Raw genomic sequence first — 17,911 nt, 5'->3', positions numbered from 1 at the left:
GTGAGCAATCCGGTCTTCTTCAGCCCCGCCGGGTCCCTGGACCATGTTGTCCCCGGCGGCCGGTTTGTGTTGGACGGGCCGGAGGCCCGGCACGCGGTCACTGTCAAGCGGCTGGGCCCCGGTGAATCCGTGGACATCGCGGACGGTGCTGGAAAGAGGCTCACCGGGACGGTTGTTTCTTCGTCGCCTGCCGAACTGACGGTGGAGTGCGCCTCGCTGGAAGAGGAGGCGAGGCCCGATATCCGGCTGGTCCTCGTCCAGTCACTGGCTAAGGGCGACCGCGATGAACTGGCGGCCGAAACGGCCACTGAACTGGGCATTGACGCCGTCATACCGTGGCAGTCCGAACGGTCCATCGTGCGGTGGAAGGGAGAGCGCGCGGCGAAGGCGCACGCCAAGTGGCAGTCCGTGGTCACGGCCGCCGCCAAACAGGCCCGCCGCGCCTGGATCCCGGAAGTGCGGGCCGCCGTCGACACGGCCAGCCTGGCCGCTGCCGTTGCCGCAGCTGACCTTGCCATCATCCTCCACGAGGATGCTGTGCGGCCGCTGCGTTCCGTCCTGGAATCCTGGCGTATTTCCGGGGCCGCAACAGGTGCCCGTGAAGTCCTGCTTATTGTTGGACCCGAGGGTGGCATCAGCCCGCGCGAAGTCACCCGGCTTTGCGGCGCAGGGGCCGTGACGGCGATCCTGGGCCACCACGTTCTCCGGTCTTCCACCGCGGGGCCGGCAGCCGTGGTGCTGGCGAGCGACGTGCTGGGCCGCTGGACCCCAGCTTCCGGTTAGGGGCGCTACCGGACGCTGAAGCCGCGGGTGTCCACGTTCAGGTCCTGCTGGTCACCGGACGCGTCTTCTTGGGAAACCCGCAGTTCGTAATTGCCAGGCGTGAGGGTCAGGTTCAAAGTGAACACCCCGGACTGCGCCGCGTCCGCCGCGGCCGTGGTTTCACCGGTCAGGAACGGCTTCTTGTCGCCGTTGGCTTCCGCCTGCAGGATCTGCCAGTGCAGCTTGCCGCCTGGAAGTGTGCTGCGGCCGGTGATCTTGACGCTGCCGCCGGGCACGTCCACACCTTCCTGGGGATCGATAATCCAGACCGGTGCGACCATACCCGCAGCCCGGGACATCGGCGCCCCGAGCCGCACATGGCCGAACGCGAGGTAATCGGTGTGGCTGTCAACCAGAACCACCACCTGGATCTGCTGGCCGGAATCGATAAGGCCCGAACTGGCAGCGGCGGCGGTGGCCGTGTACACGAGTTGCTGGATGGCGCGGGTGGCCATATCGCCGTCGAGATTGCTGTTGAAGGCATCCTCCGAAACATCCACGGTGATGACGTTCTTGCCGGAGATCGAGGTTGCCAGTTTCTTGGGGTTCTGCCAGGGGGTGAAGAAATCCGGATCAAGGGGCTTGTCCGACATCATGGCGTGCAGCGCACGGGTGACCGGGTTTTCCTGTTCCGGTACGTCCCTGAACTCCCTGTACAGGAAGACGTTGCCGTTGCTACGGCCGATCCAATAGACGGGTGCCTTGTTGGTCGACTGGGTGGTCTCCAGCGGTGCGCTCGTGCTGGGGGCTGAGGGGGAGCGGCTGGGTGCGGCTGTGCTCAAGGCTACTGTCGGACCGGGTCCCGGGTCCGCGATGCAGCCGGAGAGGACCAGGACTACAGGCAGGAGGCCAAAGAGGCACTTGGTACGGACGTGTCCCAAGGCACGGCCCGCGGCGGGGGGCGTTGCTCTTCCCGGCACTGTGATGGCCCTGTCCTTCCTGCAGCGTGATGGGCCGGTCCCCGGACGGCCTGGATCTCCAGCTTTTGCTGGCTTTCCAGCATTACACAGGGCAGTTGGCCGGCGGACCCCAATTCCGAGTTCGCGGGCAACTGCAACGGGAACGATATGAGGCCGATATGAAGTTGATACCAAAAGACGGGAAACCCTTTCCGAGGGAGGCCTTTCTGTCGTGAGTGGGCGGGCTTGCGTTATGAACGCGGAGGTTCATAGAGGGCCCCCGCGGGCCTGCTGCGGCAGCGTGCTGGCGTAAGATGGAAGGAATCCGGTGAGTATCGGCGGGCTCGGCAACTGCCGGGCCGCTCCGGTGTCACCAGCGTCACCAGCAGCGTCAACCGCGCTGTTGATTGGAACTGAAGGGGGACCCCAGGCCCGCGGGCCAGCACCATGACTGAATCAACGAACGGAAAGCGCCGGCTGAATACCGGGGAGCGCACCGCAGGAGAATTCCCCCACACCCTTCCCGGCATTCGGACGGAGGTGGTTCTCTTTGACAACTCCGATCAGATGGTCCAATCGCTCGGCAGCCATGATGAGGCCCTGCGTTTCATTGAGGAACAGTTCCCGGCGGTCAACTTCCATGTCCGCGGAAACGAGCTTTCCATCAGTGGACCCGCCAGCGACGTTCCCAGGATCATGCGGCTACTCCACGAAGTCCGCGGTCTGGTGGCCCGGGGCACCGTCATCAGCCCTGCCGTCCTGCAACAGCTTGTAGCCCTGCTCCGCAGCCAGTCGCTGCAGAACCCGGTGGACGTCCTGACGCATGACATCCTCTCGAGCCGCGGCAAAACCATCAGGCCCAAGACCCTGAACCAGAAAAACTATGTTGACGCGATCGACGCCAACACCGTGATCTTCGGTATCGGCCCCGCGGGAACCGGCAAGACCTACCTCGCCATGGCCAAGGCAGTCCAGGCCCTGCAGCAGAAGGAAGTCAGCCGGATCATCCTGACCAGGCCCGCCGTCGAAGCCGGCGAACGGCTGGGATTCCTGCCTGGCACGCTGAGCGACAAAATCGATCCCTACCTGCGCCCGCTCTACGATGCCCTGCACGACATGATGGACCCCGAATCCATCCCGCGCCTGATGGCCGCAGGAACCATTGAGGTGGCGCCCCTCGCCTACATGCGCGGCCGGACCCTCAACGACGCTTTCATCATCCTTGACGAGGCCCAGAACACGACGCCCGAGCAGATGAAGATGTTCCTGACCCGCCTGGGCTTCGGTTCCAAGATGGTGGTCACTGGAGACGTCACGCAGGTTGACCTTCCGTTTGGCACAAGGTCCGGGCTGCGCATTGTGGAGGAGATCCTGCAGGGAATCGAAGATGTGAATTTCACCGTCCTGGATTCCACCGACGTGGTCCGGCACCGCCTGGTCGGTGACATCGTTCGGGCGTACAGCCTCTGGGACGACGTCCAGCGGAACCGGGTCAAGCATTCAGTGGGCCGGGAAAAGCGGGCGGAGCACGCGTGAGCATCGAGGTCAACAACGAATCCGGGATCCAGGTGGACGAGGCGGAGCTTGTGGCGCTGTCCAGGTACGTTTTTGAACAGCTTTACATCCACCCCCAGGCGGAACTGTCCATTCTCCTCGTGGACGAGCCCGCCATGGAGAAGCTCCACATTGAGCTCATGGACGAGCCCGGCTCCACCGACGTGCTGTCCGTGCCGATGGATGAACTGACTCCGGGTACGCCGGACCGGCCAACTCCGCAGGGGATGCTGGGGGACATCGCCGTGTGCCCACAGGTTGCGCAGGTCCAGGCCAGGAATGCCGGCCATTCCCTGCAGGATGAGATGCTGCTCCTGACCACCCACGGCATACTCCATCTCCTGGGCTATGACCACGCCGAGCCGGAGGAAAAGGCCGAGATGTTCGGCCTTCAGCGCGAACTGCTATCCGGCTTCACCGGCAAAGAAGCACCCGCCGAGACCACGCAGTGACGCCCCTGCTTCTTGTTTTCATGGCCCTGGCCTTCCTCAGCATTGCGGCGCTCCTGACAGCCGCCGAGGCGGCGTTCACGTTCCTTCCCCGCCACGACGCCGAGGAAGCGCTTCTCACCAGCCGTGGAAACGCCATGAAAAGCATCCTTGCGGAACCGGTGGCGCACATCCGGGCGCTCAGGTTCTGGCGGATCTGGTTCGAGATGGCCTCGGCGGTGGCAGTGGCAGTCCTGCTGCACAGCCTGCTGGCGAACGTATGGCTCGCCGGCCTCGCGGCCACCGGCATCATGGCCCTCCTCGGATTCGTGATCGTGGGAGTCTCCCCGCGGCAGCTCGGCAGGCTCCATTCTGCGGACGTCGTACGGTTCACGGCACCGCTGATCGGGTTCCTGACGCGGCTCCTCGGGCCTATCCCGGCCTGGCTAGTGGCGCTCGGGAGCGCGGCAGCCCCAGGGGCTCCCGGAGGCGACGAGGCCTTCGTCAGCGAACAGGAGTTCCGCGAACTCGTTGACCGGGCCAGCGAATCGGACGTGATCGAGGATACTGAGGCTGAGATGATCCAGTCCGTCTTTGATTTCGGCGACACGCTGGTGCGCGCCGTCATGGTTCCCCGGACGGACATCGTCAGCATCGATGCCGGTTCGAGCCTCAGGCGGGCTATGTCACTTTTCCTGCGGTCCGGCTACTCACGGATTCCCGTGATCGGAGACAGCACGGACCAAATCCTCGGGATCGTGTATCTCAAGGACGTCGCCGCGGCCCTTCACGAACTAAGCCCGGACGAAGCCCCGCCCCTCGTCGAATCCATTGCCCGTGAAGTCCGCTATGTCCCCGAATCCAAGCCTGTCAGCGATCTGTTGAAGGAACTGCAGAAGGAATCCACCCACGTGGCCATCGTCATCGACGAATATGGCGGTACGGCGGGCCTCGTCACGCTGGAGGACCTCATTGAAGAGATTGTCGGCGAGATCGTGGACGAATATGACACCGAAAGCGCAGAGGCGGTGGCACTCGGGGCCGGGTCCTTCCGGGTGAGCGCGCGGATGAGCATCGACGACCTCGGGCAACTGTTCGACATCGAGCTCGACGACGACGAGGTAGACACCGTGGGCGGGCTGATGGCCAAGGCGCTCGGCCGCGTCCCCATCGTGGGGAGCACCGTGATAGTGGACGGTGTTTCGTTGCGGGCCGAGCGGCTCGAAGGCCGCCGGAACCGGGTCAGCCACATCATTGCGGCGCACCCACCAAAAGTAGACACTGACCTTGAAGACCTCCTCCATGAGGCGGAAACAACCCAGCAGGGAGTTCCACGTGAGCAAGAAAAATAGGCCCCAAGTCCACCTGGATTCCGGCACCGAGGACTTTGGCGGCTTCCGTGCAGGCTTCTCGGTCCTGGTGGGACGCCCCAATGCCGGCAAATCCACCCTCACCAATGCGTTGGTGGGCAAGAAGGTGGCCATCACGTCCGCCAAGCCGCAGACCACCCGCCACACTATCCGTGGAATTGTCCACCGCGACGACGCCCAGCTGATCCTGGTGGACACCCCGGGCCTGCACCGTCCCCGTACGCTCCTGGGCAAACGGCTCAATGACCTCGTCGCAGACACCCTCGCCGAGGTTGATGCGATTGGTTTCTGCCTGCCCGCCAACGAAAAAATCGGCCCCGGTGACAAATACATTGCCGCACAGTTGGCCGCCGTCGGGCGAAAGCCAGTCATCGCGATCGTCACAAAGGCTGACCTGGTGGACCGCCAGGCCTTGACGGAACAGCTCCTTGCGGTTGCTGCCCTTGGCCGTGAAGTACTCGGGGAGGATGGCTGGAAGGATATCGTCCCGGTATCGGCAGCCGACGGTTTCCAGGTGGGAACGCTGGCCGACGTTCTTATCAGCCACATGCCGCCGTCGCCGCCGCTGTACCCGGACGGTGAGCTGACGGACGAGCCCGAAGCCGTGATGGTGGCCGAACTGATCAGGGAAGCTGCTTTGGAGGGGGTCCGCGACGAACTGCCCCATTCGCTGGCGGTGGTTGTTGATGAAATCGTGGCCCGCGAAGGCCGCGCCGAAGACAACCAGCTCCTGGATGTGCGGGTCAACCTCTACGTGGAACGCCCCTCCCAGAAGGCCATTATCATCGGCAAGGGTGGCAGCCGGCTGCGCGAAGTGGGCACCAACGCCCGGAAGGGCATCGAAGCACTGCTGGGCACGCGCATCTATCTTGACCTCCACGTGAAGGTGGCCAAGGACTGGCAACGGGACCCCAAACAGCTGGTAAAGCTCGGCTTCTGACGCCCCCGCACCGCAGGCCCGGGCACTCCAATCGGCATTTTCCCAGCCTGGACTACTAAAATGAGCCGGGTTCGGATTTCAAAGGAAGGTACACCCAGTGGTGCGAGGCCGCGATAAGCGCGAGTATGGAGCTGACCTGTCAGCCGGTTCGGGGCCAGTTTCCCGTCACGCGGAAGATGCGGCCGTCGGATCCGCCCGCCATCTGGGCTTACAGCGCCGGATGCCGCAATGGGTGAAAGTGACCACTGCCATTGTCTCCATCCTGGTGGTAGGGGGCCTTGCCTTTGCCGGCTTCTGGTACTTCCGGCTGCAGTCGAACATCTCCCGGGCGCCGCTGAGCGCTGGCAACGGCTCCACCCAGAGCGCAGTGAACGACTCGACTGACAGGATGCAGATCCTCATCCTTGGCTCGGACACGCGGGATGGCAAGAATTCCGAATACGGCACCGCAGCAGAATCCAGCGGCTACGGGCAATCGGACGTGATGATGCTGATGGACATTTCGGCGGACAACAAGCGCGTCAACGTCATCAGCTTCCCGCGCGACCTCCTCGTTGACATCCCCGAGTGCAAGGACCCGAAAACCAAGCAGGTATTTCCGGCCCGCAGCGGGGTCATGATCAATGAGGCCATGGCGCAGGCCGGCATTGGCTGCGCCGTGGACACCGTCAACAAGCTCACCGGGCTGCAGGTCGACCACTTCATGATGGCGGACTTCAACGCCGTCAAGGAGCTCTCCAATACCGTGGGCGGCGTGGATGTCTGCATCAGCGACGCCGTTTATGATCCCGATTCACGCCTCCGCCTGCCCAAGGGAACGTCTGCCGTGGAAGGCGAGATGGCATTGGCCTTCCTGCGGACGCGGCATGCATTCGCCGACGGCGGGGACCTGGGCCGCATCAAGGCCCAGCAGGGTTTCCTCTCCTCGCTCACCCGTAAGATCAAGGACGACGGCACGCTGTCGGATCCCGCCAAGATGCTGAAGATCGCCGATGTCGTCACCCAGAACCTCACGGTCGATGATGGCCTGGCGTCAGTTCCGTCACTCCTTACCATCGGGAACCGGCTGAAAACCATCGACATTAGCAAGGTGGCGTTCGTCGCCGTCCCCACCACCACCGCGGTCAGCGACGCTAACCGCCTCCAGGTCGCCGAGCCTGCCGGATCACAATTGTTTTCGGCGCTCCGCAAGGACGTGGACCTGACCGATCCCACAGCACCCACGCCGTCGCCGTCGCCGACTGACGGTACGACGGCGTCTCCCGCTCCCGCCCCGACTACGACAGCGCCCGCGGTGCCACCCTATGACAAGGCGGCGCAGCCCATCTCCGTGGCCAACGGATCGGGTGTGGCGGGGCGTTCCCAGGAGATCGCCCAGGTGTTGAAGGCGGGTGGCTTTACGCAGCTGGGCCAGCTGGAGGCCCAACCCGTTGCGCAGTCCGTGGTGTACTACGGAACGCAGTTCGCCAACGTTGGCGCAGACGTGGCGGCGATGCTGGGGATCCCGGCCGCCCAGGTGCTTCCGGCTCCTGCCTTCCCCGGGGTCCAGGTCTACCTTGGTGAGGACTTTTCCAAGGGCACCACCTATGGAGCCGCTACGCTGCCGAACGACATCGTTAATCAGACGGCCGGGGACACTGTCTGCCAGCAGGCCAATCCATTGCTGATCGTCCGGGGTTAACCGGAGCGGGTGCCTGTACTGTCAGGTTCGTGAGGCGGCCTGATTACCAAGGGTGCGACGGGCTGTCTGGCCGTTCAGGAGGTCTTCGGCGCGTGCGGGAACCAGCTGGTTCAGGAACGCGATAACGTCCTGCGCCGGTGTGGCTGTGGCTGCGCCGGCCACTGCTTCCAGGACGGCAGCAGCGGTCGCCCGCGCGTCGTCCGGGTCCAGGCCCCAAGCTGTGGCTTCCTTGATCACGTGCTCCAGCGTCAGGTGGTTCAACCCAGCCTGCCCGCCGAGTGTATGGCCGGCGTTTTTGCTTGGCGCGTAGAGAAGCAGCGTAGGAGCCGCGTCGTACAGCGGTGCGAGCAGCACCTCACCGCCATCGCGGATGAGCAGCGAGTAGTTCTTCGAGTGTGCGTCGCCGTTTCCGATGACGAGATTGAAGGTGACGGCCCGCAGCAGGTCACGCCGGAATTCGTTGTCGTCACGGGTGTGCGGCGCCGCGGTAAAGACCAGCCGGGTCAGCCTGGACGGGGGCGCCGTCGTGCCTTCGTATTTGGCCTCACTGCCCAGGGCCAGCGCCTGGGTGAAGTCCTCCTGGTGCAGCCGGCCGCCGTCCGGTGTTCGATCGTAGCGGGTCACGACGATCGCCTGGCGGGCGCCGAACGTTTCAAGCCGGGCCTCTGCGGCGGGCAGTCCGGCCGCAGCGGCAACCTTCAGCGCCCAGTCCTCCGCTGGCAGCAGATGGGGGATGGGCGAATCAAGGGGTTCGGGTTTGATGATGTGGGTTGACACGGCTCCGCGGCCTGGCCACGTCCAACGGTCGCCGTGCCGGCTCAGCAGGACCTTCGACTGTATCCCGCCCAAGGAGGCAGTGACCGCGAAGTCGTCGGGCAGGTCCCAGGTGGGCAATGCTTCCACGACATTCGCGACGTCCTCTTCGGTCATGGGGATTGCTTCCCCCTGCACGTCGGGTGACGTTCCTTCCGGCAGTGCCTGGACGGCGCCGGCGCAGTCGGCGCCGAGTACCCGGAGCAAGCCGATGGCATCAGGTGTGGCAAGCCCGTTCTGGGAGGCCAGGTGGGAGCGGACCTGTCCCTCCGGAAGCAACCCGTCAAAGTAATTGAACACCGGCGTGTCGGCGATCTTTCTTCGGTCCACGGGCAGCGCCAACGACAGCAGGATGGAGGACACGCCGTATTCCGCGACGACTTCACGGTCGTATTGGAAGGACAGACGCAGCGACGTCCCGGAAAGCACGCCGATGTGGCGCCCGTGCAGGAACACTTCGAGGGTTTGGCGTCTCACTGCTTGACCTGAAGCTTGGCGAATCGGGGGACCAGCGCGACGTCGCGGCCAATTGCCCGGATGGCTTTCATGGCTACAACGGTCGACACGGGCTGGCCGTGTTCCAGCCTGACGATGCTGCCCCGTGTAACTCCCAGCGTTTCAGCCAATTGCTGCTGGGTCAGGCCTGCTTCTTTGCGGGCATCCGCAATTGACCGCCCGAGCGATGCGGCATCGACAGCGCGGTAAAAGGGAGTGGCCGAAGGATGTTCCATATATTGATCATACGGGTAGTAATTCCAAATGTTCAAGATGTCGAACATTCCGAGGAGAGTACGCGTTGTTGGATATATGGAACATCCCCGTCCGGCCATTCCTCGCCGCTACCAGATACTGACGCGCTCCTCCGGCGGCATCCACATGCCGTCCTGTTCAGTCACGCCAAAGGCCTCGTGGAATGGGTCGAGGTTCCTGGCGATGGCATTGGTCCTGAACTCGTTGGGGGAGTGCGGATCGGTGGCCAACCGGCGGATGGCTTCCTCTGTCCGGATCACCTGGCGCCAGCCGGCGGCCCAGGAGGCGAAGAAGCGCTGTTGGCCCGTGAGTCCGTCCAGCACCTCCGGCTCCTTGCCGTCCAGGCTGAGGAGGTAGGCCTTGTAAGCGATGGTCAGGCCGCCCAGGTCGCCGATGTTCTCCCCCAGCGTGAGCTTGCCGTTGACATTGTGCCCGGGAGCCGCATACGGGGAAAGGACATCGAACTGGGCAATCAGCTTGGCCGTTAGTGCTTCAAACGCCTTACGGTCCTCCTCGGTCCACCAGTTCCGGAGGGCGCCGCCGCCATCGAACTGTGAGCCCTGGTCGTCAAAACCGTGGCCGATCTCGTGGCCGATGACAGCGCCGATACCGCCGTAGTTGACGGCGTCGTCGGCGTCGGCGGTAAAGAACGGCGGCTGCAGGATCGCTGCCGGGAAGACGATCTCGTTCAGCATGGGGTGGTAGTAGGCGTTCACCGTCTGCGGCGTCATCAGCCACTTGTTGAGGTCCACCGGTTTGCCCACCTCATCGAGGTGGCGGTCGACGTCGGCATTGTGGGCCCGCTCGATGTTCCCCAGCAGGTCGGCAGGGTCGATCTCCACCGCGGAGTAATCAATCCACTTGTCCGGGTAGCCGATCTTGCCGCGGAATGCCCCCAGCTTCCGGAGCGCCTCGGCTTTCGTCGCTTCACCCATCCATTCGAGGCCCGTGATGCTCTGGCGGTACGCCTCAATCAGGTTGTCCACGAGGGTCTGCATGCGTGCTTTATGGGATTCAGGAAAGTGCCGTGAGACGTAGATCTGCCCCACGGCTTCGCCCAGTGCCGCTTCGACGACGCCGACGGCCCGCTTCCAGCGGTCCTTGTTCCGGGGCGTGCCGCTGATGGTGGTGCCGTAGAAGGCAAAATTGGCGTCCACGAACGCGGAGGAAAGATACGGGGCGGCGGCGCTGATAACCCTCATGGCCAGCCATTCCTGCCAGATCGCCAGCGGTTCCGACTCAAGCAGCGCGGCCGCCCCGCTGAAGAAGTCAGGGGTACTCACGACGATTTCCCGGCGCTTGTCCTCGACAATGCCTGCGGCCTCGAACCATGTGCCCAGCAAGGGGAACAGCGAAAGGGCTTCGTCCGCCGTCTTGAGGTTGTAAGTCTTCTGTGGATCCCGCAAGGTGACGTTGTCCCAGTGGTGGGATGCCAGGCTGGTCTCGAGGGCGACTACCCGCCCGGCTGCGGCCTCCACGTCGTCCAGGCCGGCGAGGGCGAACATGGTCTGCACGTGGTTGCCGTAGGCCTTGACCATCGGAGCAAATTTCTCTTCGCGGTAGTACGACTCGTCGGGCAATCCCAGCCCGCCCTGGCCGGTGTAGAGGAGTATCCGGTCCGGGTTCCCAGCATCGGGTGCCGGGTAGATGTAGAAGAGGCCGCCCACATCCGAACGGAACAGCCGGCCGGCCAGCGACATCAGTTCTCGAACGGATTCCGTGGCAAAGACCTCTGTGAGCCGGTCCCGGATGGGCTCCATGCCCTTGGCCTCAACGGCGGCTTCATCCATGAAGCTGTTGTAGAGTTCGCCGACCTTCCGTTCAATCCCGCTGGCCGCGGCGCCCTTGCCGGCGGCTTCCTCGATGATGTCCCGAACCGCTATTTCGGCGCCGTCGCGCAGGGCTGTGAAAGTTCCCTCAAGCGGCCGGTCGTCGGGGATTTCCGTGGCCTTGAGCCATGCTCCGTTCACGTGCTGGTACAGGTCATCCTGCGGCCGGACGGTGTGATCTATGTTGGACAGGTCGATCCCCGAAATGGGCACGGAAACTCCTTCGTATGAGGTGCCGTGGCCGGCGCTGGAACCGGTGCGGCGTCTGCATGGTGGACGTTACGGCAGGTGTTGCTCCTTCATCTTACGCACCCGTGTTACTCTCAAAAGGTGCGCGCAGAGCTCCTTCTTCTTAGCTGCCGCGGCGAGGCCTCAGACGCTACCTAGCGCAAGGCCCATCCTCGCTGCGGAGTTTGTGTTGCCCGGCCACCCTTTCAGATAAGAACCACAGAAAAGGCCCCGAAAGTAATGCGAAACGCACAGAAGCCCTCAGGAATGCCCGTCCACCGCTACCGCCCGTTCCAGGATCAGATCACTGTCGATCTCCCGGACCGCACGTGGCCGGACAAGGTCATCACCAAGGCCCCGCGCTGGTGCGCCGTGGACCTGCGTGACGGCAACCAGGCTCTCATCGACCCGATGAGCCCAGCCCGCAAGATGAAGATGTTCGACCTGCTGGTCCGGATGGGCTACAAGGAAATTGAGGTCGGCTTCCCTTCGGCCTCGCAGACTGATTTCGACTTCGTCCGCCAGCTCATCGAAGGCAACCACATCCCGGACGATGTCACCATCCAGGTCCTGACGCAGGCCCGCGAGCACCTGATTGAGCGGACCTATGAGTCCCTGGTAGGTGCCAAGCAGGCCATCGTCCACCTGTACAACTCCACCTCCGTCCTGCAGCGCCGCGTGGTGTTCAACCAGGACGAGGACGGGATTCTGGACATTGCGCTCCAGGGTGCGCGGCTGTGCAAAAAGTACGAGGAAACCCTCGCGGACACGCAGGTCACCTACGAATACTCCCCGGAGTCGTTCACGGGCACGGAGCTCGAATACGCCGTGCGGGTGTGCAACGCCGTCGCTGATGTCTTCGAGGCCTCCGCTGACAGCCAGGTCATCATCAACCTGCCGGCCACGGTGGAAATGGCCACCCCGAACGTCTATGCCGATTCCATCGAATGGATGAGCCGGCACCTGCACCCGCGTGAAGGGATCATCCTCTCGCTGCACCCGCATAATGACCGCGGCACCGGCGTGGCGGCCGCAGAGCTGGGCTACATGGCGGGTGCTGACCGCATCGAAGGCTGCCTCTTCGGGAACGGCGAGCGCACGGGCAATGTGGACCTGGTTACGCTGGGCCTGAACCTGTTCGTCCAGGGCATCGACCCCATGATCGATTTCTCCGACATCGATGAAATCCGCCGCACGGTTGAGTACTGCAACCAGCTGCCGGTTGCCGAGCGGTCCCCGTACGGTGGCGACCTCGTGTTCACTGCATTCTCCGGCTCCCACCAGGACGCCATCAAGAAGGGCTTCGAGGCGCTTGAGCGCGACGCCGCCGCCGCCGGCAAGGACGTTGCCGACTTCACCTGGCAGGTCCCGTACCTGCCCGTGGACCCCAAGGACCTGGGCCGCAGCTACGAGGCCGTCATCCGGGTTAACTCGCAGTCCGGCAAGGGCGGTGTCGCCTACCTGCTCAAGAACGAACACAGCCTGGACCTGCCCCGGCGCGCCCAGATTGAATTCTCCGGCGTCATCCAGCAGCGGACGGACACAGTGGGCGGCGAAGTCAGCGGCGCCCAGCTCTGGCACCACTTCCAGGACGAATACCTGCCCTCCGGCAAGGTGGACGGGCAATGGGGCCGTTACTCGCTTGGTTCAGTCAGCACCGAAACCGATGAAGACGGCGGCATGACGCTGCATGCGTCCCTCACCGTTGACGGGGTGCAGGTGCGCCGCACAGGCACCGGAAACGGCCCCATTGCAGCGCTGCTGAGCATTTTGAGGGAAGACGGCGTGGATGTCAGGGTTTTGGACTACAGCGAGCACGCCCTCTCCGAAGGCGGCAACGCCCTGGCCGCAGCGTATGTGGAATGTGCCGTGGGGGAACGCGTCCTGTGGGGCATCGGCATCGACGCGAACACCAGCATGTCATCCCTGAAAGCCGTGATCTCCGCGGTCAACCGCGCTATCCGGGATTCCCGCGCCTGATCCTGGAGTGTTGCGCGCCGGGCTTTGCCGGCGCGCAACGCCCGCCCGGACGGATGATCAGCTTTCCGGAAGACAGTGCGAAGATTAAGTGTGGTCCAACAATCATTTGCCGCCCGCGCGTACCGGGATGACGCCGTCGTGCTGCGCACGCATAAACTGGGCGAGGCAGACCGCATCATCACGCTGCTCACCAAGCACCACGGGCAGATCCGGGCGGTAGCCAAGGGGGTCCGGCGGACCACCAGCCGTTTCGGCGCCCGGCTGGAGCCCTTCATGGTCGCCGATCTCCAGCTGGTGTCCGGGCGAACCCTGGACATCGTCACGCAGGCTGTCGCCAAGGGCGCCTATGGCGGCAACATCGCCGCCGACTACGGCCGGTACACGGTGGCCGCGGCCATGACGGAGACCGCCGAGAAGCTCACGGACGTCGACGGCGAAGCCGGGACCGCCCAATACAACCTGCTGGTTGGTGCCCTGGCATCCCTGAGCCGGGACGAACACGCTCCTGGTCTGATCCTGGATTCATATCTCCTGCGCGCCCTGGCCACCGGTGGCTGGGCCCCGAGCTTCACGGACTGCGCGCGCTGCGGCAGGCCCGGTCCGCATACGGCGTTCTCGGCCCCGCTGGGCGGCATGGTCTGCGGTGACTGCCGGCCGCCCGGCTCGCCTGCTCCGGCTGCGGAGACCGTGATTCTGCTGGGTGCGCTGCTGATGGGAGACTGGCCGACGGCGGACGCATCGTTGCCCGTCCACCAGCGGGAGGCCGCTGGGCTCGTCGCCGCTTACCTGCAGTGGCACCTGGAGCGTGTCCTGAAATCACTCAAACATGTGGAGCGTACCTGACAGTGGCCTTGGGAAAAAAGAACAACTCTTCGCGGCGGACCGCCCCCGTGGTTGCCCCGTATCCCCATCCTTCCGGCGCCGCAGCACCGGACATCCCCGCCGAATTCATACCACGGCACGTCGCCATCGTGATGGACGGCAACGGACGCTGGGCCAACCAGCGCGGGCTGCCGAGAATAGAAGGCCACAAGGCCGGTGAACCCGCGCTGCTGGACGTGGTGGCCGGAGCCATTGAGCTCGGCATCGAATACGTCAGCGTCTACGCGTTTTCCACCGAGAACTGGCGCCGCTCACCGGAGGAAGTGCGCTTTCTGATGGGATTTAACAAGAATGTGCTACGGCGCCAGCGGAACCAGCTGGACGAGTGGGGGGTGCGGGTGCGGTGGTCCGGGCGCCGGCCCAGGCTGTGGGGCTCGGTGATCCGGGAACTTGAAGAGGCAGAGGAGTACACCGCCGCCAACAGCACCTGCACGTTGACCATGTGTGTCAACTATGGTGGCCGCGCCGAAATTACAGACGCTGTTTCCGCTATCGCGGTGGAGGTGGCGGCAGGCCGGCTCAAGCCAGGGGCGATCACGGAGAAGACCATCCAGAAGTACCTCGACGAGCCGGACCTGCCGGATGTGGACCTCTTCCTGCGCAGCTCAGGCGAGCAGCGGCTGTCGAACTTCCTGCTCTGGCAGTCTGCGTACGCTGAGTTTGTCTTCATGGACACGCTGTGGCCGGACGTGGATCGCAGGACTCTGTGGGAGGCAGTGGAAATTTATGCCCAGCGGGACCGGCGCTACGGTGGAGCGGTGGATGCGGCCCCGGTTTCGTCGGCCCCGGGATCCGCGTAACCGCGCAGCCACCGTGACAACCGGGCATAGGCATCGGCCCGTACCTTCGAGGGCGAGAGGAAGACGTCGTGCAATGCGCCGTCGATCCGTTCCACCGTCACCGTACGGCCAAGGGCCAGGGCCCGGAGCGCGATGATGTTGACGTCCAGCACCGCGTCTGTCCGTCGCATTTCCTCTGTCCAGAAGGGGCCGTTGGCGCTGCCCCGCGACAGCAGGACCAGGATAGGGATCTCGATGCGCAGCCCGCGGGCCACTTTGGTTTGGCCGGAGAGCACGGCGCTTAGCCAGCCGGCCCGCATCGGGAAGGCCATGGGCGGCCTGAAGCGGTCGTCCAGGGCCCATTCGCCTTCGGCAGAACTGCTGATGGTTCGCCAGTAGAAGCCCCGCTCTGGAAGGCGGAGGACGGCCTCCGGACGGAAGCGGGCCACGGGACCCACCATCGTGGATGCTGCCCGCCGCACCAGCGAACTGCCATGCATTTCGAGCCAGGGGCTGTTCAGCACCAGCTGCGAGGCGCCGCCCGGGTGCCGGTCTGCCCACAGGGCCGCCACCAGGCCACCGGTCGAGTGGCCCATCAGGAGGAGCAGGGGCAGGTCGTCCTGCTGCGCCGTGTCGGCCGGCACGCCCGGGGACACGTTCTTTGCGGGGATGCGGTCCAGTCCCATCAGGCCGATTGCCTCGCTGATCTCGGCGTCGTAGTCAGCCAGGTCGGCCACATAGCCGCCGGGCGAATCAGTGCGGAGGCTCCGTCCATGGTTATGCATGTCCAGTGCGTAGAACTCGTAGCCGCTGCGTGTCCAGAACTGTGCCAAATCCACGTTGAAGAAGTAGTCGCTCCAGCCGTGAAGGAACAGGACCGTCCTGCAGCGGCCGGCAGGTGGCGGAGGCTCCTCGCCGGGCGGCCGGAACCGTACCAGCGTGGCGGTGCGTTGCACTCCGTCGGCACCTGACGCCTGGAACGCGCACGCATCAAACCCCTCACCGAGGATGTCCGGCTCCCACTTCATGGGTTCATGCTAGTCCGGCCGATCTACGCCTGAGTAGGATGCTCTCCCACGGCTTATTGCGGGCCCGGGTTTGGTCTGTGCTGCGCGAGACGGAAAACTAGGGGCATGCGCGTATATCCCACATTCTTCAGGCTGGCCTTTTCATGGATGGACGCCGAGTGCGCCCACAAGATCGGATTCAAGGGGATCAGGCTCGCGCATGCCACTGGCGCTACCCGGCTGCTGCAGAAGTTCACGGCGCCTGCCCCATCCCTGCAGACCACGGCCTTCGGAGTGACGTTCCCGTCTCCTTTCGGCCTCGCTGCGGGCTTTGACAAGGAAGGCCACGGCATCGAGGCTCTTACTGAACTGGGCTTCGGCCATGTAGAAGTGGGGACCATCACCGGCCAGCCCCAGCCGGGGAATGAGAAGCCGCGCCTCTTCAGGCTGGTCAAGGACCGTGCCGTGATCAACCGGATGGGCTTCAACAATGACGGGGCGGCGGCAGTCGAGCCCAGGCTAAAGGCGGCGCGTGCCGCCCTCCAGCGCCGGCACCCCGGTGTGCGTCCCGTCATCGGCGTGAACATCGGGAAGAGCAAAGTGGTTGAACTGGAAGACGCTGCGGGCGACTACCTGACCAGCGCACGAAGCCTCGCGCCGGCCGCGGACTACGTGGTGGTCAACGTGAGCTCACCCAATACTCCAGGTCTCCGCCTCCTGCAGGACGTTGAGACCCTCCGCCCGTTGCTGACGGCGGTGGGGGAGGAGGCTGACAGGTCTGCAGGCCGGCACGTTCCCTTGCTGGTCAAGATCGCCCCGGACCTGAGCGACGAAGACATCGACGACGTCGCGCGGCTGGCGCTGGACCTTAACCTGGACGGCATCATTGCCACCAACACCACTATTGGCCGGACCGGGCTCAGCTCAGCGGCCGAAGCCGTCGAAAAGTGCGGAGCAGGCGGCTTGTCGGGGGCGCCCCTGAAGCAGCGGTCCCTGGAAGTCCTCCGCCGGCTCAAGGCTGCAACCGGGGACGCCCTCGCCCTGGTGTCTGTCGGCGGCGTGGAGAACGCCCAGGACGTCCAGGACCGGCTGGATGCCGGAGCCGCTCTGGTCCAGGGGTATACGGCTTTCCTCTATGAGGGTCCCTTCTGGGCAGCCCGGATCAACCGCCAATTGGCGGAGAACCGCCGCGGCTGACCCTCCGCGGTATACAGAGGCAGAACACAAAACCCCGGCGGTAGGACCGCCGGGGTTTGCTGTAGGAAAGTCATCCGCTGTGCAGGTGCAGCGGCGGACCAGTCAGGCGGGGTAGTCGCCGCGCTTGACGAGCGGCTTGGGGAGCCGCAGCTTGCGGAACTGAAGCGACCGCATGGAGCCATACCAAACGGTGCCCCGCTCAACTTCGCCGAACTTCTCCGTCAGCCTCTTGCGGAGTTTGCGGGACAGAATGAACACATCCACGAAAACGGCGAGGAACATCACCCAGAACCCGCCCAGGACGTAAATCATTTGTTCGCTGGAAGCCGGCACCAGGAGGGAAATGATCACGAAGACGAGCGCACCGAACATCAGGTACTCGCCAAGGCTGAAGCGGGCATCCACGTAGTCGCGCGCGAAGCGCTTCTGGGGGCCCTTGTCCCGGAGCGGCAGGAACTTTTCGTCGCCGGTATCCAACGCCTGGCGCATTTTCAGCCGCTGGTCCTGGATTGCCTGGCGTTCCGCCACCTTGGAAGCCTTGCGGTCCTCCGGCACCAGGGGGCGCTTGCGGGCCGCCTCCTGGGCTTTGCGTTTGGGTGTGGGTACGCCCTTGCCGGCTGCGACATCCTGCCGGGCGGCCGCTTCAGCGGCCTGCTGGTCTATTGATTCCTGCGCCGATGGCGCTTCCTTTTTACGTCCGAACACCTGAACAGAATACCTTGCGGCGGAGCGGGCCCTAGCCCCGTGGCTGC

Annotated in this window: 16 protein-coding genes; 10 read left to right on the top strand and 6 right to left on the bottom strand. The window is 64.4% G+C overall.

Translation table 11 applies throughout. The annotated features are described in order from the left end of the window. Window positions 1–783, top strand: coding sequence for a 16S rRNA (uracil(1498)-N(3))-methyltransferase (locus tag J7E83_RS04565; RefSeq protein ID WP_214959495.1), 783 nt, complete (start codon window positions 1–3; stop codon window positions 781–783). Window positions 784–788: 5 nt separating this feature from the next. On the opposite strand, the gene J7E83_RS04560 is transcribed toward J7E83_RS04565, so the two are convergent. Next, complete coding sequence (locus J7E83_RS04560) at window positions 789–1,703, bottom strand: GerMN domain-containing protein (RefSeq protein ID WP_214960941.1); 915 nt, start codon at window positions 1,701–1,703, stop codon at window positions 789–791. Between the two features lie 465 nt (window positions 1,704–2,168). On the opposite strand from J7E83_RS04560, the gene J7E83_RS04555 reads away from it, so the two are divergent. The 5 genes from J7E83_RS04555 (at window position 2,169) to J7E83_RS04535 (ending at window position 7,694) form a co-directional block, all read left to right on the top strand. Next, window positions 2,169–3,257, top strand: a complete 1,089-nt coding sequence (locus J7E83_RS04555; protein ID WP_214959492.1) for a PhoH family protein — start codon at window positions 2,169–2,171, stop codon at window positions 3,255–3,257. Beyond that, on the top strand, window positions 3,254–3,727 hold the full coding sequence (ybeY, locus tag J7E83_RS04550) for an rRNA maturation RNase YbeY (RefSeq protein WP_214959490.1): 474 nt from the start codon (window positions 3,254–3,256) through the stop codon (window positions 3,725–3,727). Before J7E83_RS04555 ends, ybeY begins: the two co-directional genes overlap by 4 nt. Then, window positions 3,724–5,055: a hemolysin family protein gene (locus tag J7E83_RS04545; RefSeq protein WP_214959488.1), complete on the top strand. Its 1,332-nt coding sequence runs from the start codon at window positions 3,724–3,726 to the stop codon at window positions 5,053–5,055. Before ybeY ends, J7E83_RS04545 begins: the two co-directional genes overlap by 4 nt. Continuing rightward, window positions 5,039–6,013, top strand: a complete 975-nt coding sequence (era, locus tag J7E83_RS04540; RefSeq protein WP_396020483.1) for a GTPase Era — start codon at window positions 5,039–5,041, stop codon at window positions 6,011–6,013. Before J7E83_RS04545 ends, era begins: the two co-directional genes overlap by 17 nt. 220 nt (window positions 6,014–6,233) lie before the next feature. Continuing rightward, a complete protein-coding gene (locus tag J7E83_RS04535) occupies window positions 6,234–7,694 on the top strand; it encodes an LCP family protein (protein WP_214959486.1) in 1,461 nt (486 codons plus the stop codon). 21 nt (window positions 7,695–7,715) lie between these two features. On the opposite strand, the gene J7E83_RS04530 is transcribed toward J7E83_RS04535, so the two are convergent. Genes J7E83_RS04530 through J7E83_RS04520 form a run of 3 tightly spaced genes read right to left on the bottom strand, consistent with a single transcriptional unit; the run spans window position 7,716 to window position 11,299 of the window. Continuing rightward, window positions 7,716–8,984, bottom strand: a complete 1,269-nt coding sequence (locus tag J7E83_RS04530) for a HipA domain-containing protein (protein ID WP_214959484.1) — start codon at window positions 8,982–8,984, stop codon at window positions 7,716–7,718. Then, complete coding sequence (locus J7E83_RS04525) at window positions 8,981–9,286, bottom strand: helix-turn-helix transcriptional regulator (RefSeq protein WP_214959482.1); 306 nt, start codon at window positions 9,284–9,286, stop codon at window positions 8,981–8,983. The genes J7E83_RS04530 and J7E83_RS04525 overlap by 4 nt, the downstream gene beginning before the upstream one ends. Before the next feature lie 60 nt (window positions 9,287–9,346). Further along, window positions 9,347–11,299: a M13-type metalloendopeptidase gene (locus J7E83_RS04520; protein ID WP_214959480.1), complete on the bottom strand. Its 1,953-nt coding sequence runs from the start codon at window positions 11,297–11,299 to the stop codon at window positions 9,347–9,349. A 255-nt stretch (window positions 11,300–11,554) separates the two neighbouring features. On the opposite strand from J7E83_RS04520, the gene leuA reads away from it, so the two are divergent. The 3 genes from leuA to J7E83_RS04505 all read left to right on the top strand — a co-directional run bounded on the left by leuA (window position 11,555) and on the right by J7E83_RS04505 (window position 14,976). After that, entirely contained in the window at window positions 11,555–13,294 is a 1,740-nt protein-coding gene (gene leuA, locus J7E83_RS04515) for a 2-isopropylmalate synthase (protein ID WP_214959478.1), read from the top strand. Window positions 13,295–13,384: 90 nt separating this feature from the next. Then, window positions 13,385–14,137: a DNA repair protein RecO gene (gene recO / locus J7E83_RS04510; protein ID WP_214959476.1), complete on the top strand. Its 753-nt coding sequence runs from the start codon at window positions 13,385–13,387 to the stop codon at window positions 14,135–14,137. 2 nt (window positions 14,138–14,139) lie between these two features. Next, window positions 14,140–14,976, top strand: a complete 837-nt coding sequence (locus J7E83_RS04505; protein ID WP_214959474.1) for an isoprenyl transferase — start codon at window positions 14,140–14,142, stop codon at window positions 14,974–14,976. On the opposite strand, the gene J7E83_RS04500 is transcribed toward J7E83_RS04505, so the two are convergent. Next, window positions 14,922–15,983: an alpha/beta hydrolase gene (locus J7E83_RS04500; RefSeq protein ID WP_214959472.1), complete on the bottom strand. Its 1,062-nt coding sequence runs from the start codon at window positions 15,981–15,983 to the stop codon at window positions 14,922–14,924. The two genes, J7E83_RS04505 and J7E83_RS04500, sit on opposite strands and share 55 nt — an antisense overlap. Before the next feature lie 105 nt (window positions 15,984–16,088). On the opposite strand from J7E83_RS04500, the gene J7E83_RS04495 reads away from it, so the two are divergent. Next, window positions 16,089–17,159 carry a quinone-dependent dihydroorotate dehydrogenase gene (locus J7E83_RS04495; RefSeq protein WP_214959470.1) on the top strand — a complete coding sequence of 357 codons (1,071 nt, stop codon included), beginning with the start codon at window positions 16,089–16,091 and terminating at the stop codon, window positions 17,157–17,159. 102 nt (window positions 17,160–17,261) lie between these two features. Here the strand turns inward: J7E83_RS04495 and J7E83_RS04490 are convergent, their stop codons facing one another. After that, complete coding sequence (locus tag J7E83_RS04490) at window positions 17,262–17,864, bottom strand: DUF3043 domain-containing protein (protein ID WP_214959468.1); 603 nt, start codon at window positions 17,862–17,864, stop codon at window positions 17,262–17,264. Window positions 17,865–17,911 lie beyond the last annotated feature (47 nt).

Source organism: Arthrobacter sp. ISL-48 (genome assembly GCF_018613805.1).
Taxonomy (GTDB): Bacteria; Actinomycetota; Actinomycetes; order Actinomycetales; family Micrococcaceae; genus Arthrobacter.
The sequence above is the reverse complement of the archived record's forward strand: the minus strand, read 5'-3'. Positions and strand labels throughout refer to the sequence as shown.

Excerpts from the sequence above, each read along its gene's own strand:
- J7E83_RS04500 (WP_214959472.1), bottom strand. The coding sequence starts at position 15,983 with ATGAAGTGGGAGCCGGACATCCTCGGTGAGGGGTTTGATGCGTGCGCG.
- J7E83_RS04495 (WP_214959470.1), top strand. The coding sequence starts at position 16,089 with ATGCGCGTATATCCCACATTCTTCAGGCTGGCCTTTTCATGGATGGAC.
- J7E83_RS04555 (WP_214959492.1), top strand. The coding sequence starts at position 2,169 with ATGACTGAATCAACGAACGGAAAGCGCCGGCTGAATACCGGGGAGCGC.
- leuA (WP_214959478.1), top strand. The coding sequence starts at position 11,555 with ATGCGAAACGCACAGAAGCCCTCAGGAATGCCCGTCCACCGCTACCGC.
- J7E83_RS04525 (WP_214959482.1), bottom strand. The coding sequence starts at position 9,286 with ATGTTCGACATCTTGAACATTTGGAATTACTACCCGTATGATCAATAT.
- J7E83_RS04535 (WP_214959486.1), top strand. The coding sequence starts at position 6,234 with ATGCCGCAATGGGTGAAAGTGACCACTGCCATTGTCTCCATCCTGGTG.